The organism is Mesorhizobium sp. M0052, from assembly GCF_040323255.1.
Classification (GTDB): Bacteria; Pseudomonadota; Alphaproteobacteria; order Rhizobiales; family Rhizobiaceae; genus Mesorhizobium.
Window position 1 is genome coordinate 68,920 of the sequence record NZ_JAMYUS010000007.1, and the last position, 24,654, is coordinate 93,573.

Here is a 24,654-nt window from a genome sequence, read left to right on the forward strand (position 1 = left end):
AACAATGAACGAAACCTCGAAGCTGCCCAATCTCCCCCCTTGCGGGGGAGATGTCCGGCAGGACTGAGGGGGGTGGGAAGGATCGCTACGTTTGCGAATGTGCCGATGGCTCACCCCCGCTTCAACACCTTCCCCTGCTTGAAGAAATCCGCCCACGGATCGGCCTGCGCTAGTTCCTTCAGCGTCGTCTTGCCCCCGATCGGGAAGGAATTCGGCGCCAACCCTTTTTCAACCTCCGCCCACGTCACCGGGATCGACACCGTCGCGCCCTTCTTGGCGCGGGAAGAGTAAGGCGCGACGGTGGTCGAGCCCCTGCCGTTGCGCAGATAGTCGACGAAGATTTTTCCCGTGCGCGCCTTTTTCGACAGCGTCGCGGTGTAGCGGTCGGGCGCGGCCTGCTCCAGCGCCTTGGCGAAATCATGCGAGAAGGTTTTGACCGCCTCCCAGTCCGCAGACGGCTTCAGCGGCACCAGCACGTGATAGCCCTTGCCGCCTGACGGCTTGACGAAATTCGGCAGCGACAGATCGTCGAGCTTGCCTCTGATGTCGAGCGCGGCCTCGCGCACCGCCTTGACGTCGACGCCTTCATCGGGATCGAGATCGAAGATGATCTGATCCGGCTTTTCCAGCGCGTCGATCTTGCAGCCCCAGATGTGGACCTCGACCACGCCATACTGGACCAGAGCGGCAAGGCCGTCGAAATCGCGGATGAACAGGATTTCCTCGCCATCGGTCGGGTCCTTCATCCGGGCAATCTTGTCGCTCATGCCGGTCGAAGCATGTTTCTGGAAGAAGCGCGGGCCGCCGATGCCATCCGGCGCCCTGACCAGGCTGAGCGGCCGGTTGACGACGAACTGCTCCATGCGCGGCCAGACCAGCGCGTAGTGTTCGAGCAAAGCCTGTTTGGATATTTTTTCCTCGGGCCACAGCAGCTTGTCGGGATGGGATAGTTTTACCCTGGTCGTGATCGTCGCGGGCGCCTTAGCCCCGGCGGCCTTGCCGGCGCCGCTTGCCGCGGGCCTTGCCTTGTTCGCCGCCTTCGATGGCTTTTCCTGCACGACTTCCTCCGCCGGCTTGTCCTCGCGCAGTCCCTGGAACGACGCGTGGCGTATTATACGGTCCGACGTCCAGCTGCGGAACTCCACTTCGCCGACAAGTTCGGGCCTGACCCAGACCAGGCCCTTCCCCTTCGGAACCGCGGCGGCAAAGGGCGAGGCGTCTGCCTTCAGAGCATCGAGTTTTTTCTTCAAATCGGTGGCGCTCCTGGCTGTGAAGCCCGTGCCGACGCGGCCGGCGTAGTGGAGCTTGCCGCCCTCGTGGTAGCCGACCAGCAGCGAACGCAGGCCGCGGCCGGTCTTGTCCGAGGGCAGATACCCGCCGATGACGAATTCCTGGCGGGCCGTGCATTTCGATTTCACCCAGCCTGGGCCACGGCCGCTGCGGTAGGGCGCATCGGCGCGCTTGGAGACGATGCCTTCGAGGCCCATGCGGCAGGCGTGCTGCAGCATGATCTTGCCGGGCTCGGCGAAATGGTCGCTGAAGCGGACGGCGGCATTTTCGGCCGTCTCGCCGAGCAGCTCCTGCAGCGCCTGCTTGCGCTCGACCAGCGGCTCGCGGCGCAAATCATTGCCGTCAAGCCGCATCAGGTCGAACACATAGTAGGTGAAGCGGTCGGTTCGATTGGCGGAGAGATCCTGCTGCAGCAGCGAGAAAGACGAAACGCCGCTGTCGGCGAGCACGACGATCTCGCCGTCGATGATGGCGTCGCTGCATTTCAGCTGGGCGAGTTCCGCGACGATCTCGGGGCCGAATTTCTCCGTCCAGTCGAGGCCGGTGCGGGTCAGCAGCCGCACCTCTGTGCCGGCGATCTGCGCCTGCATGCGGTACCCGTCGAACTTCACCTCATGCAGCCAGTCCTCGCCGGGCGGCGCCTCGCGCTCCAGCGTCGCCAGCTGCGGCTCGACGAAGTCGAGGCGCTTGCCGGCTTTCGCCTTGCTGGATGCCGCAGGCTTGTTGGAGTGCCAGACCTTCGGCTTCTTGCCGTCGGCGGTCTTGCCTTCCGCGACCTCTTCGATGGTCAGGCCGGACTTCACCGATTTCGGTGCGTCCTTCAGGATATCCTCGCCGGGGCGGGCGGCGGCATCGTCGGATTTGATCAGCAGCCAGTTGTCGCGCTTTTCGCCCGGGCGGGGTCTTAACCTGACCAGATGCCACCGCCCATTCAGCTTCTGGCCGTTGAGTTCGAAGTCGATATGGCCCTTCTTCATCGCCTTGGCCGGGTCGATCTCCGGCGTCCATGTGCCTTCGTCCCAGACGATGACGGTGCCGCCGCCATACTCGCCCTTGGGAATGGTGCCCTCGAAGCCGGCATAGTCGATCGGGTGGTCCTCGACATGCACGGCCAGCCGCTTCTCGTGCGGGTCGAGGCTCGGGCCCCGCGTCACCGCCCAGCTCCACAACACGCCCTCATGCTCGAGGCGGAAATCATAGTGCAGCCTGGTCGCGTCGTGCTTCTGGACGACGAAGATGCCGCCGGGCTGCTTGCCGCGCGCGACCTTGCCCGCCGGCTCGGCCGTCTTCTTGAAATCGCGTTTGGACTGATATTGTTCGAGGCTGGCCACGGCGCCGACCCTCAAGCCGACTTGCGCTTGGGCGCAGAAGCTTTCGCCTTGCCGCTTTTTGCCGCCGGCTTGGCCTTCTTCGCCGGGCCTTCCGCCTGGCCGCCATCGGACAGGCTCTTCTTCAGCGCGTCGAACAGATTGACGACATTGGACGGCTTGGGCGCGGCCTGCGCTTTCGGAGCCTTCTTTCCGGCCTTCTTGGCGCGGATCAGTTCGAGCAGCGCGTCCTCATACTTGTCCTCGAATGTCGACGGATCGAACTTCCCCTTCTTCTTGTCGATGATGCGTTCGGCCATATCGGTCATCTCCTGGTCGGTCTTCACCGCCTTGATGTCGCCGAAGATGCTCTCCGGCTCCCGCACCGTGTTGCCGTAGCGCAAGGTGGTCAGCACCATGCCTTTGCCGCGCGGCTCGATCACCACGGGCCGCTCGCGGCTATAGAGCACGACGCGCGCCAGCCCGGCCATCTTCTTGTCCGCCATGGCATCGCGAATGACGGCAAAGGCCTCCTCCGACACCTTGTCGGCGGGCGTGACATAATAGGGCGTGTCGAGATAGATCTGCTCTATCGAGGCTTTGTCGACGAAGCCGTCCAGCGCCATCGTGTGCGAGGACTCGATCTGCACCGCTTCGATCTCTTCGTCCTCGACATAGACGAACTCACCGGGGCTCACCTCATAGCCCCTGATCTCGTCGCCATCGCCCAGCGGCTTGCCGGTTTCAGAATCGACATAGATGCGCTTGACCGTGTTGCCGGTCTTGCGGTTGAGCACCCGGAACGAAACTTTTTCGGCGTGGGTGACGACGTTGGTCAGTTCGACAGCGCAGGTGACCAGCGACAGTTTCAGATAGCCCTTCCAGGCGGGGCGAGGTGCCATGGCGAACTCCTGCGCGATGCGGTTCAAGCGAGAACGGGCAAGGCCCGTTCCGGTTCCGGGCGCGCAACCAGGGGCATTTCGGCAGCGAGCATGGAAATTTCGAGAGGCTCGCCAAATCTGAAACAGAACCGCGCCCAAGCGACATCCAGACGAAACATATGTGATGCAAAAGTCACAATGCCGGAAATGGCGACGAACCACACCGAAAGACCCCCAAACAGCCGCATTCCGGCCACGAAGCATGGGGTTTTCGACCAAAGATTAACATCGTGTTCACCGACTATTCACGCCTCGACACTATGATCCCCGCAATCGGACGGGACATCCGAAAATCGGGACAGGGACTTGAGTAAAATGAAATTCTGGGGCCACATCGCCGGCTATGCCGCCGCCATCCGCGAGTTCATCGCGCCGACCTATCGGCCGGAGCGCTACTACATGCGCGGCCCGGGTCCGGCCTGCGCCCGTCGCGGCAGCTCGCTCGGCGCGCATTGATCATGACATTCGAAACGCGTCACGACAGCCGGATCTGCAGACCGGAGGCCGATCCCCGCGCAACCACCTATCGCGCCGAGCGCCCCGCGCTGGCCGCGAGAAGCCGTGCGACAACGCCGCGGCTTTGATCCCGCTGCCGGCGGGCTTAGTGTCTGAAGACACAAGCTGCCGGACGTCCCGTGACTTCTTCTCCTGAACCCTTCGATGCCAGCCAGCCATTGATCGTTTTCGACGGCGTCTGCGTGCTGTGCTCGGGCTTCGTACGCACGGTGGTCGGGCTCGACCGCAAAAACCGCTTCCGCTTCGCCACGGCGCAGTCGCCCTTCGGCGAGGCGCTGTTCCAGAGATACGGGCTGCGCACCGACAGCTACGAGACCAATCTGGTCCTTGTCGGCGGCGCTCCCTTCATCCGGCTGGACAGTTTCATCGCGGTGATGGCCGAACTCGGCTGGCCGTGGCGGGCGGCGAAGGCCCTGCTGCTCATCCCGCACCCCTTGCGTGACTGGCTCTACGAACGCATCGCCAAAAACCGCTACGCCATGTTCGGCCGCAAGGACAGTTGCGAGATCCTGTCCGCCGCGATACGTGCGCGCGTGATCGGCTAATCGCATGTCACCCAAAAGTGACCTCGGTTCCGGGAACGACATACGCAAAAAGAGCGGCGCGATGAGGCTTCTGGTCGTTGGCGGCTATGGCATTTTCGGCGGCCGCATCGTGCAATTGCTGGAGAGCGAGCCACGCCTGATCCTGCTCGTCGCCGGGCGCTCACTGGCCAGAGCCGAGGCCTTGTGCAACGCCCGCACCGGCGCGGCGGCGCAGCTCGTGCCGGCGCGCTTCGATCGCAACGGCGACCTCGCGCAAGGCCGGCCTGTTCGTTCGCGCCTCAGTCCGGCAGCGCCGCGACGGCGACGATCTCGATGACGATGTCTGCCTGGGCAAGCGCTGCGACGCCGATTACCTCCGAAGGCGGCGGATTGTTGTCGCTACAATGCTTCGGACAATGCTCGGCGAAAAACGCGTCCAGCACGTCGAGACGAAAATTAGGCGAGCTGAGGACGCCGCCGTCGGGAAATGGCCCTTTGACGAAAAAGGTCAGCCTGATGAGATGGTCGAGCCCGCTGCCAAGTTCTTCCAGATCCGATTTGATGTTGCCGAGAACTTCCCGCCACTGCGCCGCGGCATCGCCGGCGAAGCCGCCACCCTTCTTGCCGGCCGGATCGTAGTCAGCCGATGTCGCGGTGTTGCCGCAGAGATAGACGGTGCCTTTCGCACCGCTGACGACCGTGCCTTTGCCCCATGGCATCAACCGGCCGTTCTTGAATTTCTTGTGGGTCACGAGTTCCATTCTCTTCTCCCATGCCTCGTGTGACGTGCCCGCCAACGACAGAGGATAGTGCTGTGCGGAGCCACGGCCAGTCCGCTGCCGGTCATCCGCCAGCAGACGGAGGAACATCTGGTCCTTGCGAAATCTCCTGGCGGAGGCGAAAGTTTTTTCTGAAGCCCGTCGAAATCGGCCGCCGCCGCGCGACATACGTCTGGCCCCGCTAGGACGCGGCCTTCGAAACCACGGGAGAAGACCCATGCGATACATGCTTTTGATCAACAGCGACGAAGCCGCGCAGGCGAACACGCCAATCGAGAAGGCTCAGCAGATGAGCGCAGCATATGCCGCCTATACCGAAGCGTTGAAGAAATCCGGCGCATGGCTCGCCGGCGAACGGTTGCGCCCGACCCAGGCGACCACCTCGGTGCGGATCACAGACGGCAAGACCAACGTGATCGACGGCCCCTATGCCGACACCAAGGAGCAGCTTGCCGGCTTCTACATGATCGAGGCGGCCGATATCGATACCGCCATCGACTGGGCGGCGCGCTGTCCGGCGGCGAGCGCCGGCACGGTCGAGTTGCGGCCGATCTGGGAAATGGCCGACTACATGCCCAAGAAATGACACCGTGATGGACAATCGCCCGGAGATCGCGCGGGCGGCGGCCGAAGCGGCCGCCCGGCAGAGTTACGGCAAGCTGGTCGCCTGGCTAGCGGCGCGCACCCGCGACGTGGCCGGCGCCGAGGACGCGCTGGCCGAGGCCTTCGCCGCGGCGCTGGAGCGCTGGCCACAGACCGGCGTGCCCGACAAGCCGGAAGCATGGCTGCTGGCCGTGGCGCGCCGGCGGCGCGTCGACGCGGTGCGCCGTCGGCTGACCAGCGAGGCGAGCCGCGACCATCTCAAGCTGATGGCCGAGGAGATGGAGGCGAGCATGGAAGACGAAGACCTTCCCGACGAACGTCTCAGGCTGATGTTTGCCTGTGCGCATCCGGCGATCGAAGCCAGCGTGCGGGCGCCGCTGATCCTGCAGACCATTCTGGGTTTCGACGCGGCGACGATCGCCTCGGCCTTCCTGGTTTCGCCGGCGACGATGGGCCAGCGTCTGGTGCGTGCCAAGAGCCGCATCCGCGAGATCGGCATTCCGTTCCGCGTGCCGGATCGCGCCGAACTCGGCGAGCGGCTGGGAACGGTGCTGGAAGCGATCTACGCGGCTTTCGCCGAAGGCTGGACCGACCCGGCAGGGACCGAGACGAGAGCGCGCAATCTGGCGACCGAAGGCATCTGGCTCGGGCGGCTGGTGGCATCGCTGATGCCGGACGAACCGGAAGCGCTCGGCCTGCTGGCGCTGATGCTGTTTGCCGAGGCGCGCCGCCCGGCGCGGCGCGATGCGGCTGGAGATTATGTGCCGCTCGCCGAACAGGATTGCCGTCTTTGGGATCACGCGCTGATCGACGAAGCCGAGGCGCTGCTGGGCCACGCCGCCACCATGGGCGTCATCGGCCGCTACCAGCTCGAAGCGGCGGTACAATCGGTGCATGCGACGCGGCGACGGACCGGCCAAACCGATTGGGCGGCGATCCGTAACTTCTACGATGCGCTGTCGGCGATATCAGGCTCGCCGGTGATTTCGATCAACCGCGCCGTGGCGATTGCCGAGGCCGAAGGGGCGGCGGCAGGACTGGCGGCGCTCTACGTGCTGGGCGACGACAAGCGGCTCAACGACTATCAGCCCTATTGGGCCGCTCGCGCCGGCCTGCTGGCCAGGCTCGGCAATGCGGCGCAAGCGGTCGAAGCCTATGACCGGGCGATCGGCCTTGAACGCGACCCCGCCGTGCGCCGCTTCCTGCAGGCGAAACGGGCGATCCTGCGAAATTGAAGCGTCCGTTCAGGCCGGCCACATCTCATGCGTGGTGTTGAGCCGTTTTATCAGCGGATGCGCGCGCAGCGCCGACCATAAGCGTTCGATGTTCGGCCAGTCGGCTCGCGCCTTGTCCATATCGGGGTGCCAGGCCACCAGCATGACGAGGTAGATGTCGGCCAGCGACATCGCGTCGCCGACCAGCCAGCCGCGCCCCTCGAGGGCTGCATCGACAATGGCGAAGCCGCGGTCCATCTCGGCAATGGCTGCCTGCTTGACGGCTTTCTTGCCGTCGGCATCGGTGGTGTAGCGATGGGCATAGTAGAGGCGCAGGATGGCGGGGTAGAGCACCGATGACATGAACGCCATCCAGCGCAGGAAACCGGCGCGATCCGGCGATCCGGCGGCCGGTGCCAGACCCGCCTCCGGATGGCGCTCGGCAAGCAGGATGCAGATCGCCGCCGATTCGGTTATCGATTGACCGTTGGGCAAGGTCAGCACCGGAACCTGGTTCAACGGGCTGATGTCGAGGAAGGCCTGGTCCGGCGGATCCTTCTTGGGCACATCGATCTGGTCGAATTGCGCGTTTGCCAGCGCCAATGCGGCCTCGACGACAAAACCGCCGCTGCCTGGGCGCGTGTAAAGCTTGTACATGTGATTCTCCCCCTGCCCGCGCGAAGCAGGCCGGGGCGATTTGACCCTGAAGCCGCCTCCCGCTCAAGCCGGTGGCGGACGCCACGGCCGGGTTTTCTGCGGTCCAGCCATGAGACTTCCGATGTCGGAGGGACAGCACCCCCCGATGCCCGGCAGGGCAGAGGGGGGTGCGAAGGATCGCCGCCTATCCAGTTAAGACGTTAAGCCCCCAGCCCGTCGAACAGGATCGTCGACAGATAGCGCTCGGCGAAGGACGGGATGATCACCACCAGGTTCTTGCCCTTGTTCTCCGGCCGCGACCCGACGGCGATGGCGGCCTGCAGGGCAGCGCCCGACGAGATGCCGACCGGCACGCCTTCAAGGCGGGCGACGAGGCGGGCGTTGGCGACCGAATCCTCGTTGGAGACCTTGACGATCTCGTCATAGATCGAGGTGTCGAGGATCTTGGGCGCAAAGCCGGCGCCGATGCCCTGGATCTTGTGCGGGCCGGGCTGGCCGCCCGACAGCACCGGCGAGGCCTCCGGCTCGACGGCGACGACATGCACCGAGGGCTTGCGTTGCTTCAGCACCTGGCCGACGCCGGTGATCGTGCCGCCGGTACCGATGCCGGCGACGAAGATGTCGACCCCGCCATCGGTGTCGTTCCAGATCTCCTCGGCGGTGGTGCGGCGGTGGATCTCCGGGTTGGCCGGGTTTTCGAACTGCTGCGGGATGACGGCGTCAGGCAGGGTGGCGGCCAATTCGTCGGCCTTGGCGATGGCGCCCTTCATGCCTTTCGGCCCTTCCGTCAGCACCAGTTCGGCGCCGAGCAGCGCCAGCATCTTGCGGCGCTCCACCGACATGGTTTCGGGCATGGTCAGGATCAGCTTGTAGCCCTTGGCGGCGGCGGCGAAGGCGAGCGCGATGCCGGTATTCCCCGAGGTCGGCTCGATCAGCGTCGTCTTGCCAGGTTTGATCCGGCCCGACGCTTCCAGCGCCTCGATCATGGAAACGCCGATGCGGTCCTTGACCGAGGCGATCGGATTGAAGAATTCGAGCTTGGCAAGAAGGTTGGCAACGACGCCCTTCTCCTTGGCGAACTTGTCGAGCCGCACCAGCGGCGTGTCGCCGATCGTCTCGGTGATCGAGTTGTAGACACGGCCGCGGCCGGGCACGCGCGCGGAAGGCTTGTTCATTGGTTTCGCTCCCAAATCAGATCAGGCAATTGGCGTCGGCGGACAGAATAGGGCTTTCGCCCGCGCAAGATAGGCTGCCGGCCGAAAATATCGAGTGGGCCGCTTGCTGAAAACGCTTGTCTCCTCAAGCCGCATTTTCCGGATGGACCGATCGGCGGAATGGATGGGCCTGAACCGATCTACTGACGTGCGGCAATGGCAGCGGCCGCGCCCACCATGAAGCCGGCGGCGGTGCGGTTCAGCGCCTTCAGCGCGCGTGGCGATTTCAGGAACCAGCGCGCCTTGGCGGCCAGCGCAAGATATGGCACCAGCACCACGAAGAGCACAATGACGGTGAGCGCGACCAGGATGCCGTAGTCGGCGAGCGTGATGGTCTTCAGGTCGACGATGGTCGGCGTGATGGCGAGGTAGAAGATCATCGTTTTCGGGTTGCCCAGCGTGACGGTGAGGCCGGCAAGGAAGTTCGATACCAGGCCGCCCTTGCCTTTCCTGGCTTCGACAGTCTCGGGCGTGATCCCGGCCGTCCAGAAACGCCAGCCGAGGAAGGCGAGATAGGAGACGCCCAGCCATTTGATGGCGAGAAACACCATGCCGAAGCTTTGCGCGACAAAGGCAAGGCCGAGCACCACCGCGGTGAGATAAATGAGGTCGCCGAGCATCAGGCCGAACGACATCGCCAGCGATGAGCGGAAGCCGGATCCGAGCGCCCGCGCCACAAGCGCGGTGACGCCGGGCCCGGGAATGGCGGCGGCGATGCCCAGCGCAGCACTATAGGCAAGGAAGCCGGTGAGGGTCATGACGGTCGCACCTCGTGAAACGACTCTGGTGCCATGAAAGCCTGCAACGGCAAAACGGATTCGATTGCGCCAAGCAGGACATGAAAGCCGGTCATCCTCGTCTGAGAGCGAGAGATGGTTCACTTACGCCCCGAAGGCGGTCGGCTATCTCGCATGGCTCCGAACGGCAGGAGCACCCATGTTAGCCAAAAGACTTCACATCCAGCTCATGAAGTGGATGCCCAACAACTATTCCGAAGCACGCGGTCACGTCCACGAGCTGGAATGGTATCTGTGGTTCGAGGGGCGTCAGGCTTTCGGCCTGTTCGACAAGGGCGATAGCGATGTCGTTCCGCAGACTGGATATTTTACCGACAGCCGGAACCTTGGCGCTCACCCCATTCGTCCGATGATCTATCCGCTGGTCGTCAACAACCGGTTCAAGGTGCGGCTGGTGGCGATGGAGCGTGACGGACCGCAAAAGATAGACCCCGACGACACCGCCAAAGGCGAATTCTACATCGACCTCGACACCAAATATCCGCCGGTCTCCGACTGGCGCATCATCGCTGCCGATCCGCGCAGTACCGACCTCAACGTGGAAGCGTCGTTCCAGCTGCAATGGCTGGACTATGTCGATACCGTCGAGATTGCCGAGGATGGCCCGCCACGCATCATCGACAAGTCCAACTATCCCTATCCGTGGGGCGCCAATGTGATGGTGTTCGAGCACTGGCTCGGGCTTGGCCGCAAGGCGCCGCTCAAACTCATCGACCCGAACCGCGCATCGCGCCGCGAATACTGGATGATCAATGGCAATGCGGCCCGGCGCATGGTGCAGGACCTCTATCGCTTCAACGTCAACCAGCTTGGCGTCGCCAACGACACCATCAGCAGTGTTTACGTGCCGAAGCTCAATGCCGGCCACGTCACGGTGACGCTTTACGAACACGATTTCAGCGACGGCCGCTTCGCGCAAGGGGCGAAGAAGTCCTTCGGCTCGGTCGGCCTCTTCAATCTCAGGGATACCGGTTTCGATGACCGCGTCTCATCGGCCGAGGTGATCCATACCTATCCCAAGGTGATCCATCGGGACGTGCATTAGGGCCGGATTGCGCTGTTCGCGGGCTCAGGATGGGCCATCGACATGGGTGATGCGCCAGATGGTGCCGTTGCCATCCTCGGTGACGATAAGCGCGCCGTCCTTGGCCACCGCGACGCCGACCGGCCGGCCCCAGACGGCATCGTCGGAAAGCACGAAGCCGGTTATGAAATCCTGGTACTCGCCGGTCGGCTTGCCGTGGCTGAATCTCAGCCTCACCACCTTGTAGCCGGTGCGCACACCCCGGTTCCAGGAGCCGTGCAGGGCGACGAAAGCATCGCCCTTGTACTCGGCCGGAAAATTGTCGCCGTCATAGAAGGCGATGTTGAGCGGCGCCGAATGCGCCTGCATCAGCACGTCGGGCACGGTGACCGAGCCGGCGAGGTCTGGGCGCGCGCCCTCGTGACGCGGGTCCTCGTTGGCGCCGATATAATACCAGGGCCAGCCATAGAAGGCGCCGTCCTTGACTGAGGTGGCATATTCGAACGGCACATCGTCGCCGAGACCGTCGCGCTCGTTGACGACACACCACAGCGCGCCGGTGGCCGGCTGCACGGTCATGCCCGAGCAATTGCGCAGGCCGGTAGCGAGGATGCGGCCATTCTTGCCGTCGGGGCCGAAGGCCAGCACGTCGGCACGGCCATCCTCGGAACCCCAGGTGGCGCCGAGTGGCTGTGATTTTGCCCAGGCGTCAAGGCCGCCCTTCGGTGCCTTCTGCATGCCCTCCGCGACGTTCGATCCGGAGCCGACCGAGAGATACAGCGTCTTCCCGTCCGGCGAGAAGGCGATATCGCGGGTCCAGTGGCCGCCGGTAGGGATGTCGGAGACAATCGTCTCCGGTTCGCCGGAGGCTTTAAGGTCGCCGTCGCGATAGGCGTAGCGGACCACGCTGTCGTTGTTGGCGACGTAGACCCATTGCGGCTTGTCGCCAGGCGGGTAGAAGGCGATGCCATAGGGCTGGTTGAGATTGTCGGCAAAAATGCCCTCTTCGGCCGGCTTCGCGCTACCCTTGGCCAGCCGATAGACGCGGATCTGGTTGGCGTCACTGTCGGCGACGAACAGGTCGCCGTTCGGCGCCACGCGCACGACCCGCGGATTGGAAATGCCGGAAGCAACCAGTTCGGCCGAAAACCCAGGCGGCAGGACGGGCTTCGCGCCCTCGGGCCGATCGCCGAGGCCGGCGCTGTTGGAGGCGGATCCGGTGATGTTGGGTCTTTTCAGATCATCCGGCCTAATCAGCCGGCGCACACCTGGCTTGTCGGCCGTCCAGTCGCCGAAAGCGTCCTTGCCGGTCAGCAGCAGTTGATCAGCCTGCTGGGCGAAGGCGCTGGTGGCCAGAAGCAGGGCAAGGCCTGCGAAGCCGGCAATCCGGATCATGCTGTTCTCCTCGAACTCGCGCCGGTCGGCGCGTCACGACAAGGGAGATATTGTGCGGCCGCCGCAAAAGAGAAGCGTGCGCGCGCAGATTCGACGAGAGAACCGCTCAACTTTCCTCTTCGACGTCCAGATCGTCGTCGAGACGCTTTTCCAATGCGACAAGATCTTCCGGCAGCGGCAATCCCATGGCGCGCATTTCGCGCAGTTTTTCGCGCAGCTGCTCCTGGATTTCGTGCTCGTCCTCCGGCTGGTTGACCATTTCTTCGAGCAGCATGCTGATCTGGGCCTTGAACGATTCAAGCGCCATTCTGCGCCCTCCTTACGGTGATCCCGGCTTCGGAATTATCTTAACATCCGGGTAATCAATTGGGCCGTGTAGTCGACCATCGGCACGATGCGGGCATAATTCAGCCTGGTCGGGCCGATGACGCCGAGCGCGCCGACGACGCGGGCGTCCTTGTCGCGGTAAGGCGCCACGACCAGCGACGAGCCGGAGAGCGAGAACAGCTTGTTTTCCGAGCCGATGAAGATCCGCACGCCGGGGCCGTCCTCGGCGAGGTCGAGCAGCTGGATCAGCCCGTCCTGCGTCTCCAGATCCTCGAACAGGTGGCGCAGCAATTCGATATCGGCCTGGGCGGTGACGTTTTCGAGTAAATTGGCGCGGCCGCGCACGATAAGGCGCGCCGGCAGGCCGCTGTCGGCGCCGGCCCACACCGCCAGGCCTTTCTCGACCAGGTCCTGCGACAACGTGTCCAGCGCTGCCCGGGTCTCGTCCTTGATACGGGCGATCTCGATGCGCGCCTCGGCGAGCGTGCGGCCCCTGATATGGGCGTTGAGGAAGTTGGAGGCCTCGTGCAGCTGCGAGACGGTGATGCCGGCCGGCAGGTCGACGACGCGGTTCTCGACATCGCCATTCTGCGACACCATCACCGCCAGCGCCTTGGTCGGCTCGAGCTGGATGAACTCGATGTGCTTCAGCGCCACCTCGTTCTTGGTGGCGAGCACCAGGCCGGCGCCGCGCGACATGCCCGACAGCATCTGGCTGGCCTCGGTCAGCATGTGTTCCAGCGTCGCGCCCGAGCCGGAGGCGCGCACCTGCGCCTCGATGACCCGGCGTTCCTCGTCGGAGAGATCGCCAAGCTCCATGAAGGCATCGACGAAGAAGCGCAGGCCGGTCTGGGTCGGCAGGCGCCCGGCCGAGATGTGCGGGGCATAGATCAGGCCGAGATGTTCGAGGTCGCTCATCACGTTGCGGATGGTGGCCGGCGACAGCGACGACGGCAGGATGCGCGACAGGCTGCGCGATCCCACAGGCTCACCGTCCTTCAAATAGGATTCGACGATGCGCCTAAAAATGTCGCGCGAACGCATGTCGAGCGATTGCAGCGCGGGCGCCAGCAGACTGGGTTCGGTGACTGCCTTGGTCATTCGAGCCAAAAACCTCCGGCCCAAGGATATAGACTTCCATCACCCTCGCGCAACCCGGCGTCTGTGCCAGATCGCCCGGCCTTTTCCTTTGCGCCATGGGCTGCATGCGTCTACAAGCCGCCGACGCAACCGTAAAAAGAACAGAAAGAGGCCTCGATGCGCCCTTCCAAACGCCAAGCCGACGAAATGCGCGCCATCTCGTTCGAGCGCGGCGTCTCCAAACACGCCGAAGGCTCGTGCCTGGTGAAATTCGGCGACACGCATGTGTTGTGCACGGCAAGCCTGGAGGAAAAGGTGCCAGGCTGGATGCGCAATTCCGGCAAGGGCTGGGTGACGGCGGAATACGGCATGCTGCCGCGTTCGACCGGCGAGCGCATGCGCCGTGAAGCCTCGGCCGGCAAGCAAGGCGGCCGCACGCTGGAAATCCAGCGGCTGATCGGCCGCTCCTTGCGCGCCGTTGTCGACCTGCAGGCACTGGGCGAACAGCAGGTCACCGTCGACTGCGACGTCATCCAGGCCGATGGCGGCACCCGCACGGCCTCGATCACCGGCGGCTGGGTGGCGCTCTACGATTGCCTGCGCTGGATGGAAGCGCGGCAGATGGCCAGTGTTGCCAAGGTGCTGAAGGACCATGTCGCGGCAATTTCCTGCGGCATCCATGACGGCCAGCCGGTCATCGACCTCGACTACATTGAGGATTCATCTGCCGGCACCGACGCCAATTTCGTCATGACCGGCAAGGGCGGCATCGTCGAGATCCAGGGCACCGCCGAGGGCGAGCCGTTCTCGGAAGGGCAGTTCGCGGAGCTGATGGGCCTGGCCAAGAAGGGCATTCAGCGGCTGGTGAGCTTGCAGCAGATGGCTGTGGCCTGATTGAATTTAACGTGATGACGTCGGCGATCCTTCACACCCCCCTCTGGCCTGCCGGCCATCTCCCCCGCAAGGGGGGAGATCAGAGGTCGCTACCGTTTTCGCCAACCATCAACGTTGAGACGCCGCCAGCGGAACTGCCAATCTCCCCCCTTGCGGGGGAGATGCCCGGCAGGGTAGAGGGGGGTGCCTGATGCAACCCTCCGCTATTCTTGAGTCAGCGCTTTACGTCACGGATCTCGCCGCTGCCGAGACCTTCTACTCCGATGTCCTCGGCCTCCCTCTCCTCGGCAAGGTCGACGGCCGCCATCTCTTCTTCCGCTGCGGCCCGGGCGTGCTGCTCATCTTCAACGCCGAAGCCACCAAAATCCCGCCGGCGCCCGATGCGCGGCTGAAAGTGCCGCCACATGGCACGGTCGGCGAGGGCCATCTCTGCTTTGCCGCAAGTGAGGATGAACTCGCACAGTGGAAGGCGCAACTTGAGGCGAAAAACATCGCCATCGAAAGCGAATTCGAATGGCCGCAGGGCGGGCGCTCGATCTACATACGCGACCCCTCGGGCAATTCGATCGAATTCGCCGAGCCAAGGATCTGGGGCCTTTGATGCATTCTCTCGATGGAAAGAAGATCGTCGTTGCCAGCCACAATGAAGGCAAGCTGCGCGAATTCGCCGATTTGATGGGTCCGTTCGGCTTCGAGGCGAAGTCGGCCAAGGACTACGGCCTGCCGGAACCGGAGGAGACCGGCACCACCTTCGAGGAAAACGCCTACATCAAGGCCTTCGCCGCGGCTAAGGCGACCGGCCTGCCGGCGCTGTCGGACGATTCGGGCCTGTGCGTCGACGCGCTCGACGGCGCCCCCGGCGTCTACACCGCCAATTGGGCCGAAGCTCCCGATGGCAGCCGCGACTTCGGGATGGCCATGCAGCGCACCGAAGTGGCCTTGCAGGAGGTCGGCGCCGCCGAGCCAGCGCAGCGCAAGGGGCGGTTCGTCGCCGTCATCTGCCTGGCCTTCCCCAATGGCGAGGCTGAATATTATCGCGGCGAAGCTGAGGGAACGCTGGTGTGGCCGCCGCGCGGCGAACTCGGCTTCGGCTACGACCCGGTGTTTTTGCCCGACGGTTTCGACAAGACGTTCGGCGAGATGAGCGCTGAGGAAAAACACGGCTGGAAGCCCGGTCAGCCGACGGCGCTGTCGCACCGCGCCCGCGCCTTCCAGAAATTCGCCCGCGCCAGGTTAGGCTCAGCTTAATGTCGCTGGACCGCAGCCCGGGCTTCGGCGTCTACATCCATTGGCCGTTCTGCGCGGCCAAATGCCCGTATTGCGACTTCAACAGCCATGTCCGTCACCAGCCGGTCGACCAGGAGCGCTTTGCCCGCGCCTTCGAGACCGAGCTGAAGACGATGCGCGAGCGGACCGGGGCGCGCGAGGTGACCAGCATCTTTCTCGGCGGCGGCACACCGTCGCTAATGCAGCCGCAGACGGTGGCGGCGGTGCTGGACGCCGTGGCGAAGAACTGGACGGTGCCCGACGGCATCGAGGTGACGCTGGAGGCCAATCCATCCTCGGTCGAGGCCGAGCGCTTTCGCGGCTACCGCGCCGCCGGCGTCAACCGCGTCTCGCTCGGCGTGCAGGCGTTGAACGACAAGGATCTGCGCTTTCTCGGCCGACTGCACAATGTCGACGAGGCGCTGCATGCAATTGGCCTGGCACGGGACATATTCCCAAGACTTTCCTTCGACCTGATCTACGCCCGCCCCGGCCAGACGCTGGACGACTGGCAGGTGGAGCTCGAACAGGCGATCGGCCATGCCGCCGACCATCTGTCGCTCTACCAGCTGACCATCGAGGAAGGCACGCCGTTCCATGCGCTGCATGCGGCGCACAAGTTTACCGTTCCCGACAATGACCGGGCCGCCGATCTCTATGCGCTGACTCAGGAGGTCACCGCGGCGCATGGCCTGCCGGCCTATGAGATTTCCAACCACGCCAGGCCGGGCGCCGAGAGCCGGCACAATCTGACCTATTGGCGGTATGGCGAATATGTCGGCGTCGGACCGGGCGCGCATGGCCGCTTTATCGAGAACGGCCACCGTGTTGTGACGATCGCCGAGCGGATGCCGGAGACCTGGGCCAATCTGGTGGAGGCCAGGGGCCATGGCGTCACCGGCGGCGAGATCCTGACGCGCTCCGAAGAGGCCGACGAGTTCCTGCTGATGGGGCTGAGGTTGGCCGAAGGCATCGACCTTTCCCGCTACGAGGCGTTTTCCGGGCGCGGCCTGTCGAGCGCCCGGCTGACCGTGCTGCAGGATGAGGGGCTGGTGGCGCCGATCGGCAATGCCAGGCTACGCGCCACGCCAGCCGGCATGATCGTGCTCGATGCCGTGGTGGCGGATTTGGCGCGGTAGATCGCGATGAAGAACGTGCTGTTCGTCTGCAGCCAGAACCGCTTGCGCAGCCCGACCGCCGAGCAGGTGTTCTCCAAACGTAGGGATATCGAGGTCGCGTCGGCCGGCACCAACCACGACGCCCACACGCCGCTGACGCATGAGCTGGTCGCCTGGGCCGACATCGTCTTCGTGATGGAAAAGGCGCACCGCACCAAGCTGCAGAAGAAATTCAAGGAGAGCCTGAAGAAGGCCCGCGTCATCTGCCTCGACATCCCGGATGATTACGGATTCATGGATCCGGAGTTGGTGCGATTGCTGGAGGTGAGGGTGACGCGATACCTGGGCTGACTGATGTGGTTGGGGCGTTCCACGCCCGCGTTCGCCATCCTCGGGCTTCACCCGGGATTTGCCGCGAGGTTAAGGCGCTGCAGCGGTTCAGAATTCTGCGCCGCTGCATCCTTCGGCAGAGGTCACGGAATGGATCATAGGGTCTGCGCCGCGTCACTTCGCTCCTTGCTTCGCCCTAGGATGACGATGTTGCACCGATCGACAAACTAAGCGTCGTGCTTGAAGCGGCGCTTGCCGCGGTGTTTCTCGGCATGCGCCTCTCCGGTCCGGGCCGGCTTGGCGTCGCTCTTGTCCCGGCGGACGCTGTTCTGGTCGTTCATCGGATGCGGCGGCGCGCCTTCGCGGGCGCTCTTCGTTTCAAGACGGGTGATGAAGATATCGAAACGATTGGGCATCGTACGGTCAGTGCTCCGTCGTGCTGTCCGGTTTGTTGTCCGAAAGCCTGACATTCGTCGGCAAGGCGGTGGCCGCCCGACTGGCCAGGCCGGTGTCGCTTTCGGCGAGCGCACGCTTGCCCTTTCGCGCAGTGAAGCGCTTGCGCTCGGCATAATAGGGCTCGAAAACGTCCTGCAATTCCAGGCTGTCCATCCTGTCCTCCTCCTCAAGAGACTCAGGTATTCAATCCGCCAGCCACGCTTTCGTTCCCCACTGTGGCAAAGACATGGCCCCATCAGCCGGTGCGCCCGAAGTTCGTTCCAGAGCTTGAGCTCGGCTGGCGTCAGGACTTTGCGCATCGATCTGGCGTTTGCGCGATGTCGAGGCGGTAGAGGCGTGTGCGGCATTACGATGCTCGGTGGTGCGGAGGCTTGCGCTCTATGGCGCCCCCCTCTGTCCTGCCGGACATCTCCCCCACTTGGGGGGAGATTGGTTGTACTTCCTACGGCGTCAGTTCAATTTCCTCCGTCTCGCCGCCATTGCAGGTGTAGCAGCAATCCTCGCATCTTTCCTTGTTGTTGGGGCCGACGCCCCAATAGGTTCCCTCGTCGCCGTCGACCCAGGCGCCGTAGCAGATGGACTCGCCTTCGTCGCACGAGACCGGGATCTGTTTGGTCTCGCCATCGTCGAGATAAAAATCCTTGTCGTTGCCCGGCCAGACATAGTCGCGGTCCTGGCTGTAGAGCTCGAGGCGCATGGCGTTGGGATGGCTGTTCTTGACGGCGAAGGTGATGTCGGCGGCGTGCGCGGCCGGCGCAAACAGCCCGGCCAGCGAGAGCGCGACGACGATGCGGCGCAGACAAGTGAAAGACATGGTGTTCCCCCGAGGCAAATCGGCCCCCCGGCCGAGGGAATCAGCATCGCATGATGGCGGCTGACATTGAAGGGCGGGGCGTGACTGATTTTGGGGGGATTGGCGAAGGGCGGAACTGCTGATCTCCCCCCTCGTGGGGGAGATGCCCGGCAAGGCAGAGGGGGGCGCTGTCCCGCCGACCTCTCATTCCTGCAGCCGCGTCATTTCAATTTTAGGCTTGCTGATCCATACGCTGGCGATCCTTCGCGCCCCCCTCTGTCCTGCCGGACATCTCCCCCACGAGGGGGGAGATCAGCAGCTTCGGCGCCCCGCCCCTCACTCAACCAGATCGATCGTCTCGGTCGTCTTCTCCACGCAGATGAAGCAGCAATTGTCGCAAGGCTGGTCATTATCCGGCCCGACCCCGGCGGAGACCGCATCATTGCCGTTCACCCAGGCGCCGTAGCAGATGTTTTCGCCTGACATGCACGAGATCGGCACCGATTTCTGCGAGCTAGGCTCGATCAGGAACACCTGGTCGCCGCCCGGCCACGACATCTTGCGGTCACGGCTGAACAGCTCCACCGCGACCGCCTGCTTGCGCAGGTTCTTGACGAAGAACGCCATATCGGCGGCATGCGCCGGGGTGGCGATGAAGAGGGCGGCAAGGGCGAGGCGGAGCATGACGGGCGGTCCCGAATCGGAGATGCGAGGGTCGCACGCCGCGAGGGCCGGGCCTAGAGCCACGGCTAGGCAAGTCCCCCTCACCCGGATTGCCAGCCGAATTGCGAAAGGCAATTCGGGGCAATCCGACCTCTCCCCGAGGGGAGAGGAGCTCGCTCGGCGCTGGTGCTCGCCTCTTCTCCCCAGCGGGGAGAAGGTGCCGCGAAGCGGCCGGATGAGGGGGCGGCCTCGTGATACCCTACGCCCCCTACTGCCCCACTTCACATGCGGCGCCAGCGGCCGGATCGCGTCAATCACCCGGCGACTTCAGCAACGTCCAGATCCAGCCGGCAAACGCCAGCACCAGGAACGGATAGCCGGCGGCGGGCAGCGGCGCCGAGGTCGGCAGCAAGGGCGCCCCCACAGCACCATGGCCACCGTCACGACAAACAGGATGGCGCGCCAGTGAGCCGCATCCACAGCGCAAAAGTGCTCGACGCGCCGATCAGGACGAGCGCCGCCGCCCACAGCGAGATGCCGCCGACACAGGAAGGAACGCTGGCCTCCAGCCCCGCCGCATTGCCGGCCAAAAGCAGGCTCTTGCCTGCGAGAAAGGTGAGAAACCCGGCCGCAACGCAGTCATTGCCCAGCCGCTGGTATTTCATGGTCAGCAGCGCGGTGGCCACCACAAGCGCTGCGCCTTCGATCGCCCAAAGCGTTTCGCGCAGCGGCGCGCTGGAGACGAAAGTGCCGGGCAGGCCGAAGGCGCCGCCGATGGCGAGACCGATCGCAGCGATGGTGTCTGAGGTGGAGCGCATGTGGTGTCTTTCCAAGTTGCCCCGAGCATACTGTAGGGTGGAACTTTCTAAAGAGTGATCGGCTATGCGGAGCTCGCGAAGCCGAGAGTTGTTGAGGCGGCCGCAATTCTGCAGAAATGAATGGTACTTCACGCCATACTAATTACAGTTGCTGCACGCCCGTACTGATTTGGGAAAAGGCCATGTCCGAAACAATCGAGGTCAAAGCACAGCAAGATTTCTGGAAACGCTTGGTTTCAGGTACACCGGTCAGAGCTGTGGCAGAAATCGTCTCAAATGCGTTTGATGCGGACTCAAATTTAATAACCATTGTCGTCAAACGAAACGCGCTCGGTGCAATCAGTCGTTTGCTGTTCACGGATGACGGATCTGGAATACCCTACGCTAACAACGAACATCTGTTTTCTCAACTCGGAAATTCTTGGAAGCTTAAGGCTACTCGTTCCCATCAGAAGCAACGACTGTTACAGGGTAGGAATGGGGAAGGCCGGTTCCGGGCACTATCTCTGGGTGAAATAGTAACATGGCAGACCACATACAAAGATGGAGATGAATACAAATCGTATAACATCACCGCCAGCCATGAGACCCTAGGACTGTTTCAGGTCAGTGACGTCGCAATATCAAGGCAGAAGTCGACCGGAACAATCGTGTCCATCGACAATATTTTCCAGCGCGCAGAATGGTTTTTTACCAAAGAGCGCTCAAACGAGTTGGCGAGAGTATTTGCCCCGTATCTCAATAAATATCGTGCCGTATCAGTCGTATACGATGACCAGCAGATCGACGTCACGAAGATTGTTAGCGCGTCGAGCGAGGCCCGGCTGGGGCCTTATACGCTCTCAAGTGGTAAGAAAGTTCAGGCCGATCTCGAAATTATTGAATGGAATATGGCCCTCGGAGAGCATTGTATCTGTGTGACGAGACGGGCTTTACACTATCGGAGCGCGCGCCTGAAGTCCGAGCGCCAGGATTCGATTTCGGAGCATATCTTAAGAGCTCTCACTTCGGCGAGCTCCAGAACGGCTCATTGGCCGACATGGATATGGAAGAGGGCCTAGTAAAACTTGTTAAAGAGGCCCGCGAACACCTCTCGACTCATTTCAGAAAGAGAGAAAGAGAAAAGGCGTCGTCCTTAATCGAGAAGTGGAAGAACGAGGAGGTCTACCCGTTTGGAGACAACGAGGTTTCGCCAGTGACTAAGCAGGCGAAGCGCATATTCAATATGTGCGCGGTGACAATCAACGATCATGCCAAAGGATTCGATGAGCAGAGCCGTATGACGAAAGCCCTGTCTTTTCGGCTGCTTCGAGAGGCAATAGAGGAACGTCCCCAGGAAATATCCCGACTCCTTTCAGAGGTACTCAATCTTTCTAAAGGAAAGCAAAAGCAATTCTCGATGCTTCTTGATAGAACGAAGTTGTCGGATATTCTGGATGCTGTCTCTTTCGTGGAGCATCGGATCAGCACAGCCATTGGACTAAGGTCTCTGGTTTGCTCCGATGAGACCAGGGCAACGATGAAAGAGCGCCAGCATATTCATCAGATCATTGAACGAAACTCCTGGTTGTTTGGAGAGCAATTTACGCTTGGGCAAACGGAGTCATCGTTAACGAATGCACTTCGAGAACATCTAAGGCAACTTAAAATAGATACGCGAGTTCTGGAGCCGGTTCTGGTTTCAGGCGGAAAGAACGCGCGTATCGATTTATTGCTTTGCCAGTCAAATAAACGAAGTGGTCGCGACGATGACCATCATCTTATTGTCGAATTGAAGCGGGCGAGCAAATCGCTGAGCTACGCGGACTTTGGCCAATTGCTGAAGTATGCAAGCGCGATAATGAAAGACACGCGGTATCACAAGACCAATGTCGAATGGTCATTTTGGCTGGTGGGTACCGATGTTGCCGACGACCTAGACCCGCTCGTCAACTCGAATGACCGAGCACCAGGGTGCGCGCACATTTTTAAAGAGGGGAATGGCAAGGTGTGGGTTAAGACGTGGGGCCAGTTGTTGCACGATTGCATAAGCCGGCACCAGTTTGTCCGAGACAAGCTAAATATTGCAATTACAGACGATGAGGCAGTTCATTATCTGGATGAGATATATCCAAATTTCGTTCCCCAGGCCGCAGAATGAGAAGCCGACGCTGGTTGATCGTGGCACGAAGAACTTGAGCTTCAGTGGAACCAGAGGCGTGATTTAGGAGCTAGTCACCGCACTGCCGCAACCCCCGGGGTGGGACCCGCTGCCTGCGGCAGCTCCCACCCGGACTTGCGCTCGCATCGACCCACCGGGTAGATGCGTCCGGCCAAAAGGCCGGACCGCTTAGTCCCCCATCTTCAGCGCCTGGATAAACGCCTCCTGCGGGATATCCACCTTGCCGAACTGGCGCATCCGCTTCTTGCCCTCTTTCTGCTTATCGAGCAGCTTGCGCTTGCGGCTTACGTCGCCGCCGTAGCATTTCGCGGTCACATCCTTGCGCAGCGCCGAGATGGTCTCGCGGGCGATGACCTTGCCGCCGATCGCGGCCTGGATCGGGATCTTGAAGAGGTGGTTCGGGATCAGCTCCTTCAGCTTCTCGCACATCTGGCGGCCGCGCTTTTCCGCCGCCGTGCGGTGGACCAGCATCGACAGCGCGTCGACCGGTTCCTCATTGACCAGGATCGACATCTTCACCAGGTCGCCCTCCTTGTAGTCGGTCAGGTGATAGTCGAAGGAGGCGTAGCCCTTGGAGATCGACTTCAGGCGATCGTAAAAGTCGAAGACGACTTCGTTGAGCGGTAGATCGTAGATCAGCATGGCGCGCTTGCCGACATAGGACAGGTCGGCCTGGATGCCGCGCCGGTCCTGGCAGAGTTTTAGAATGCCGCCGAGATAGTCGTCGGGGGTCAGGATGGTGGCGCGGATCCACGGCTCCTCGATGGCCGAGATTTTCACCACGTCGGGCATGTCGGCCGGGTTGTGCAGCTCCTTCATTGAGCCGTCGGTAAGCAGCAGCCGGTAGACGACTGATGGTGCCGTGGCGATCAGGTCGAGGTTGAACTCGCGCTCCAGCCGCTCCTGGATGATTTCCAGGTGCAGCAGGCCAAGGAAGCCGCAGCGGTAGCCGAAGCCGAGCGCCGCACTGGTTTCCATTTCATAGGAGAAGGACGCGTCGTTGAGGCGCAATTTGCCGACGGCGGCGCGCAGATCCTCGAAATCGGCGGCGTCGACCGGGAACAGGCCGCAGAACACCACCGGCTGCGCCGGCTTGAAGCCGGGCAGCGCATGCGCTGTCTGGCGCTTGTCTTCGGTGATGGTGTCGCCGACGCGGGTGTCGGCCACTTCCTTGATCGAGCCGGTGAAGAAGCCGAACTCGCCGGGGCCGAGCTCGTCGACATTGATGCGGGCCGGCGTGAACACGCCGGTGCGCTCGACCAGATGCTTTGCGCCGGTGCCCATCATGCGGATGGTCGCACCCTTTTTCAGCACGCCGTCGATGATGCGCACCAGCACGATGACGCCGAGATAGGCGTCGTACCAGCTGTCGACCAGCATGGCTTTCAGCGGTGCCGAGGCATCGCCCTCGCGCGGCGGCGGCAATTGGTGGACGATGGCCTCCAGCACATCCGGAATGCCCAGGCCGGTCTTGGCCGAGATCAGCACGGCGTTGGAGGCGTCGATGCCGATGACTTCCTCGACCTGCTCGCGGATGCGTTCGGGCTCGGCGGCCGGCAGGTCGACCTTGTTCAGCACCACGACGATCTCGTGATTGTTGTCGATCGCCTGGTAGACATTGGCCAGCGTCTGCGCCTCGACGCCCTGGGAAGCATCGACGACCAGCAGCGAGCCTTCGCAGGCGGCGAGCGAGCGCGACACTTCATAGGCGAAGTCGACATGGCCGGGCGTGTCGATCAGGTTGAGGATATAGTCCTCGCCATTGTTGGCGCGGTATTTCAGCCGCACCGTCTGCGCCTTGATGGTGATGCCGCGCTCGCGCTCGATGTCCATCGAGTCCAGCACCTGCTCCTTCATGTCGCGCAGCTCCAGCCCGCCGGTGGACTGGATCAGCCGGTCGGCAAGCGTGGATTTGCCATGGTCGATATGGGCGACGATGGAGAAATTGCGGATGTGGTCGAGAGGCGTGCTCATGGCGCGCGCTTTAGCAGGGGCGGGTTGCAGGGGCAAGCGGGGTGGCGGTGCCCTTGCCTTCTCCCCTTGTGGGAGAAGGTGGATCGGCGCGCAGCGCCGAGACGGATGAGGGGTGTTCCAGCTTGACGCCGGCGTTCTTTCACCGCCATGGCTGCAAACTGACATCCCTTACATAAGCGATTATCGTGGTGCAGACGCTGTCCATGTCTTTCAGGACATCGTCGTTCCAAAAGCGCAACACACGAAAGCCTCTCGCCTCCAGTTCCGTTCTACGGGCCTGGTCTGACTCTGAGTCCGCATGCTGACTCCCATCGATCTCGATGATGAGGAGTGATTCAAGACAAGCGAAATCGGCGACGTATTTTCCAACAGGAACTTGGCGCCGAAATTTGATCCGATCGAGCCTGCGGTCACGTAGTTCGTGCCACAGTTTGTCTTCCGCCTCCGTCATTTCACGTCGGAGCGAACGGGCAAAGTTTCGTTTGGCAGGAGCGACGGGCTGATGTGGCATGA

General features: G+C 62.7%; 28 protein-coding genes and 2 pseudogenes. 14 read left to right on the top strand and 16 right to left on the bottom strand.

Annotated features, from left to right (window positions below; translation table 11 throughout):
- Positions 1 to 110: 110 nt before the first annotated feature.
- Together ligD and ku are read right to left on the bottom strand one after the other, a co-directional pair.
- Positions 111 to 2,621 (bottom strand): DNA ligase D, encoded by a 2,511-nt coding sequence (gene ligD / locus NKJ77_RS11180; RefSeq protein WP_023832959.1) that lies wholly within the window; start codon positions 2,619 to 2,621, stop codon positions 111 to 113.
- Between the two features lie 11 nt (positions 2,622 to 2,632).
- Positions 2,633 to 3,499, bottom strand: a complete 867-nt coding sequence (ku, locus tag NKJ77_RS11185; RefSeq protein ID WP_023672038.1) for a non-homologous end joining protein Ku — start codon at positions 3,497 to 3,499, stop codon at positions 2,633 to 2,635.
- 345 nt (positions 3,500 to 3,844) lie between these two features.
- Here ku and NKJ77_RS11190 point away from each other — a divergent pair, with 345 nt between their 5' ends.
- From NKJ77_RS11190 to NKJ77_RS11200, 3 genes are all read left to right on the top strand, one after another.
- Positions 3,845 to 3,994 carry a hypothetical protein gene (locus tag NKJ77_RS11190; RefSeq protein WP_196813601.1) on the top strand — a complete coding sequence of 50 codons (150 nt, stop codon included), beginning with the start codon at positions 3,845 to 3,847 and terminating at the stop codon, positions 3,992 to 3,994.
- Between the two features lie 179 nt (positions 3,995 to 4,173).
- Complete coding sequence (locus tag NKJ77_RS11195) at positions 4,174 to 4,599, top strand: thiol-disulfide oxidoreductase DCC family protein (protein ID WP_352535219.1); 426 nt, start codon at positions 4,174 to 4,176, stop codon at positions 4,597 to 4,599.
- Positions 4,600 to 4,660: 61 nt separating this feature from the next.
- A complete protein-coding gene (locus NKJ77_RS11200) occupies positions 4,661 to 4,915 on the top strand; it encodes a hypothetical protein (RefSeq protein WP_023749321.1) in 255 nt (84 codons plus the stop codon).
- Here the strand turns inward: NKJ77_RS11200 and NKJ77_RS11205 are convergent.
- On the bottom strand, positions 4,878 to 5,339 hold the full coding sequence (locus tag NKJ77_RS11205; RefSeq protein WP_023687546.1) for a RidA family protein: 462 nt from the start codon (positions 5,337 to 5,339) through the stop codon (positions 4,878 to 4,880). The two genes, NKJ77_RS11200 and NKJ77_RS11205, sit on opposite strands and share 38 nt — an antisense overlap.
- 235 nt (positions 5,340 to 5,574) lie before the next feature.
- Here NKJ77_RS11205 and NKJ77_RS11210 point away from each other — a divergent pair, with 235 nt between their 5' ends.
- The gene (locus tag NKJ77_RS11210; RefSeq protein ID WP_023681239.1) at positions 5,575 to 5,943 is read left to right on the top strand and encodes a YciI family protein; all 369 of its coding nucleotides are present in this window, start codon (positions 5,575 to 5,577) and stop codon (positions 5,941 to 5,943) included.
- 7 nt (positions 5,944 to 5,950) lie between these two features.
- Positions 5,951 to 7,195 carry an RNA polymerase sigma factor gene (locus tag NKJ77_RS11215; RefSeq protein WP_352535221.1) on the top strand — a complete coding sequence of 415 codons (1,245 nt, stop codon included), beginning with the start codon at positions 5,951 to 5,953 and terminating at the stop codon, positions 7,193 to 7,195.
- 9 nt (positions 7,196 to 7,204) lie between these two features.
- On the opposite strand, the gene NKJ77_RS11220 is transcribed toward NKJ77_RS11215, so the two are convergent.
- The 3 genes from NKJ77_RS11220 to NKJ77_RS11230 all read right to left on the bottom strand — a co-directional run bounded on the left by NKJ77_RS11220 (position 7,205) and on the right by NKJ77_RS11230 (position 9,803).
- Complete coding sequence (locus NKJ77_RS11220) at positions 7,205 to 7,831, bottom strand: glutathione S-transferase family protein (RefSeq protein WP_023822359.1); 627 nt, start codon at positions 7,829 to 7,831, stop codon at positions 7,205 to 7,207.
- Between the two features lie 200 nt (positions 7,832 to 8,031).
- On the bottom strand, positions 8,032 to 9,006 hold the full coding sequence (gene cysK / locus NKJ77_RS11225) for a cysteine synthase A (RefSeq protein WP_023672045.1): 975 nt from the start codon (positions 9,004 to 9,006) through the stop codon (positions 8,032 to 8,034).
- A gap of 179 nt (positions 9,007 to 9,185) precedes the next feature.
- Positions 9,186 to 9,803, bottom strand: coding sequence for a LysE family translocator (locus NKJ77_RS11230; RefSeq protein ID WP_023822358.1), 618 nt, complete (start codon positions 9,801 to 9,803; stop codon positions 9,186 to 9,188).
- 178 nt (positions 9,804 to 9,981) lie between these two features.
- Here NKJ77_RS11230 and NKJ77_RS11235 point away from each other — a divergent pair, with 178 nt between their 5' ends.
- Complete coding sequence (locus NKJ77_RS11235; protein ID WP_023832217.1) at positions 9,982 to 10,887, top strand: hypothetical protein; 906 nt, start codon at positions 9,982 to 9,984, stop codon at positions 10,885 to 10,887.
- A 24-nt stretch (positions 10,888 to 10,911) separates the two neighbouring features.
- Here NKJ77_RS11235 and NKJ77_RS11240 read toward each other — a convergent pair whose 3' ends face one another.
- The 3 genes from NKJ77_RS11240 to hrcA all read right to left on the bottom strand — a co-directional run bounded on the left by NKJ77_RS11240 (position 10,912) and on the right by hrcA (position 13,689).
- Positions 10,912 to 12,261, bottom strand: coding sequence for a PQQ-dependent sugar dehydrogenase (locus NKJ77_RS11240; RefSeq protein ID WP_023822356.1), 1,350 nt, complete (start codon positions 12,259 to 12,261; stop codon positions 10,912 to 10,914).
- A gap of 106 nt (positions 12,262 to 12,367) precedes the next feature.
- Positions 12,368 to 12,568 carry a hypothetical protein gene (locus NKJ77_RS11245; protein WP_023672050.1) on the bottom strand — a complete coding sequence of 67 codons (201 nt, stop codon included), beginning with the start codon at positions 12,566 to 12,568 and terminating at the stop codon, positions 12,368 to 12,370.
- A gap of 35 nt (positions 12,569 to 12,603) precedes the next feature.
- Complete coding sequence (hrcA, locus tag NKJ77_RS11250) at positions 12,604 to 13,689, bottom strand: heat-inducible transcriptional repressor HrcA (protein ID WP_023681233.1); 1,086 nt, start codon at positions 13,687 to 13,689, stop codon at positions 12,604 to 12,606.
- Between the two features lie 156 nt (positions 13,690 to 13,845).
- On the opposite strand from hrcA, the gene rph reads away from it, so the two are divergent.
- The 6 genes and pseudogenes from rph to NKJ77_RS11280 form a co-directional block, all read left to right on the top strand.
- Entirely contained in the window at positions 13,846 to 14,562 is a 717-nt protein-coding gene (rph, locus tag NKJ77_RS11255) for a ribonuclease PH (protein ID WP_023702412.1), read from the top strand.
- Positions 14,563 to 14,752: 190 nt separating this feature from the next.
- Positions 14,753 to 15,163 (top strand): VOC family protein, encoded by a 411-nt coding sequence (locus tag NKJ77_RS11260; protein WP_023824065.1) that lies wholly within the window; start codon positions 14,753 to 14,755, stop codon positions 15,161 to 15,163.
- Positions 15,163 to 15,810, top strand: coding sequence for an RdgB/HAM1 family non-canonical purine NTP pyrophosphatase (gene rdgB, locus NKJ77_RS11265; protein ID WP_023726744.1), 648 nt, complete (start codon positions 15,163 to 15,165; stop codon positions 15,808 to 15,810). Before NKJ77_RS11260 ends, rdgB begins: the two co-directional genes overlap by 1 nt.
- Positions 15,810 to 16,967, top strand: coding sequence for a radical SAM family heme chaperone HemW (hemW, locus tag NKJ77_RS11270; protein ID WP_023702416.1), 1,158 nt, complete (start codon positions 15,810 to 15,812; stop codon positions 16,965 to 16,967). The genes rdgB and hemW overlap by 1 nt, the downstream gene beginning before the upstream one ends.
- 6 nt (positions 16,968 to 16,973) lie before the next feature.
- Positions 16,974 to 17,297, top strand: coding sequence for a low molecular weight protein tyrosine phosphatase family protein (locus NKJ77_RS11275; protein ID WP_023702417.1), 324 nt, complete (start codon positions 16,974 to 16,976; stop codon positions 17,295 to 17,297).
- Between the two features lie 188 nt (positions 17,298 to 17,485).
- Positions 17,486 to 17,620, top strand: a pseudogene (locus NKJ77_RS11280) (EamA family transporter); the annotation flags it as partial.
- A 79-nt stretch (positions 17,621 to 17,699) separates the two neighbouring features.
- On the opposite strand, the gene NKJ77_RS11285 reads toward NKJ77_RS11280, so the two are convergent.
- From NKJ77_RS11285 to NKJ77_RS11305, 5 genes and pseudogenes are all read right to left on the bottom strand, one after another.
- Positions 17,700 to 17,885 carry a hypothetical protein gene (locus NKJ77_RS11285; RefSeq protein WP_023687558.1) on the bottom strand — a complete coding sequence of 62 codons (186 nt, stop codon included), beginning with the start codon at positions 17,883 to 17,885 and terminating at the stop codon, positions 17,700 to 17,702.
- Positions 17,886 to 17,962: 77 nt separating this feature from the next.
- Positions 17,963 to 18,079: pseudogene (locus NKJ77_RS11290) on the bottom strand (DUF559 domain-containing protein); the annotation flags it as partial.
- A gap of 95 nt (positions 18,080 to 18,174) precedes the next feature.
- Positions 18,175 to 18,546 (bottom strand): hypothetical protein, encoded by a 372-nt coding sequence (locus NKJ77_RS11295; RefSeq protein ID WP_023832218.1) that lies wholly within the window; start codon positions 18,544 to 18,546, stop codon positions 18,175 to 18,177.
- Positions 18,547 to 18,861: 315 nt separating this feature from the next.
- Positions 18,862 to 19,209: a hypothetical protein gene (locus NKJ77_RS11300; protein ID WP_023832219.1), complete on the bottom strand. Its 348-nt coding sequence runs from the start codon at positions 19,207 to 19,209 to the stop codon at positions 18,862 to 18,864.
- Positions 19,210 to 19,628: 419 nt separating this feature from the next.
- Positions 19,629 to 20,006: a hypothetical protein gene (locus tag NKJ77_RS11305; protein WP_245266175.1), complete on the bottom strand. Its 378-nt coding sequence runs from the start codon at positions 20,004 to 20,006 to the stop codon at positions 19,629 to 19,631.
- Between the two features lie 182 nt (positions 20,007 to 20,188).
- Between NKJ77_RS11305 and NKJ77_RS11310 the strand changes: the two genes are divergently transcribed.
- Positions 20,189 to 21,067, top strand: coding sequence for an ATP-binding protein (locus NKJ77_RS11310; RefSeq protein ID WP_023832220.1), 879 nt, complete (start codon positions 20,189 to 20,191; stop codon positions 21,065 to 21,067).
- Positions 21,037 to 22,146 carry a hypothetical protein gene (locus NKJ77_RS11315; RefSeq protein ID WP_155923998.1) on the top strand — a complete coding sequence of 370 codons (1,110 nt, stop codon included), beginning with the start codon at positions 21,037 to 21,039 and terminating at the stop codon, positions 22,144 to 22,146. The genes NKJ77_RS11310 and NKJ77_RS11315 overlap by 31 nt, the downstream gene beginning before the upstream one ends.
- Before the next feature lie 189 nt (positions 22,147 to 22,335).
- On the opposite strand, the gene lepA is transcribed toward NKJ77_RS11315, so the two are convergent.
- Together lepA and NKJ77_RS11325 are read right to left on the bottom strand one after the other, a co-directional pair.
- Positions 22,336 to 24,141 carry a translation elongation factor 4 gene (gene lepA / locus NKJ77_RS11320; RefSeq protein WP_023687530.1) on the bottom strand — a complete coding sequence of 602 codons (1,806 nt, stop codon included), beginning with the start codon at positions 24,139 to 24,141 and terminating at the stop codon, positions 22,336 to 22,338.
- 139 nt (positions 24,142 to 24,280) lie between these two features.
- Positions 24,281 to 24,652 carry an endonuclease domain-containing protein gene (locus NKJ77_RS11325; protein WP_023681256.1) on the bottom strand — a complete coding sequence of 124 codons (372 nt, stop codon included), beginning with the start codon at positions 24,650 to 24,652 and terminating at the stop codon, positions 24,281 to 24,283.
- Positions 24,653 to 24,654 lie beyond the last annotated feature (2 nt).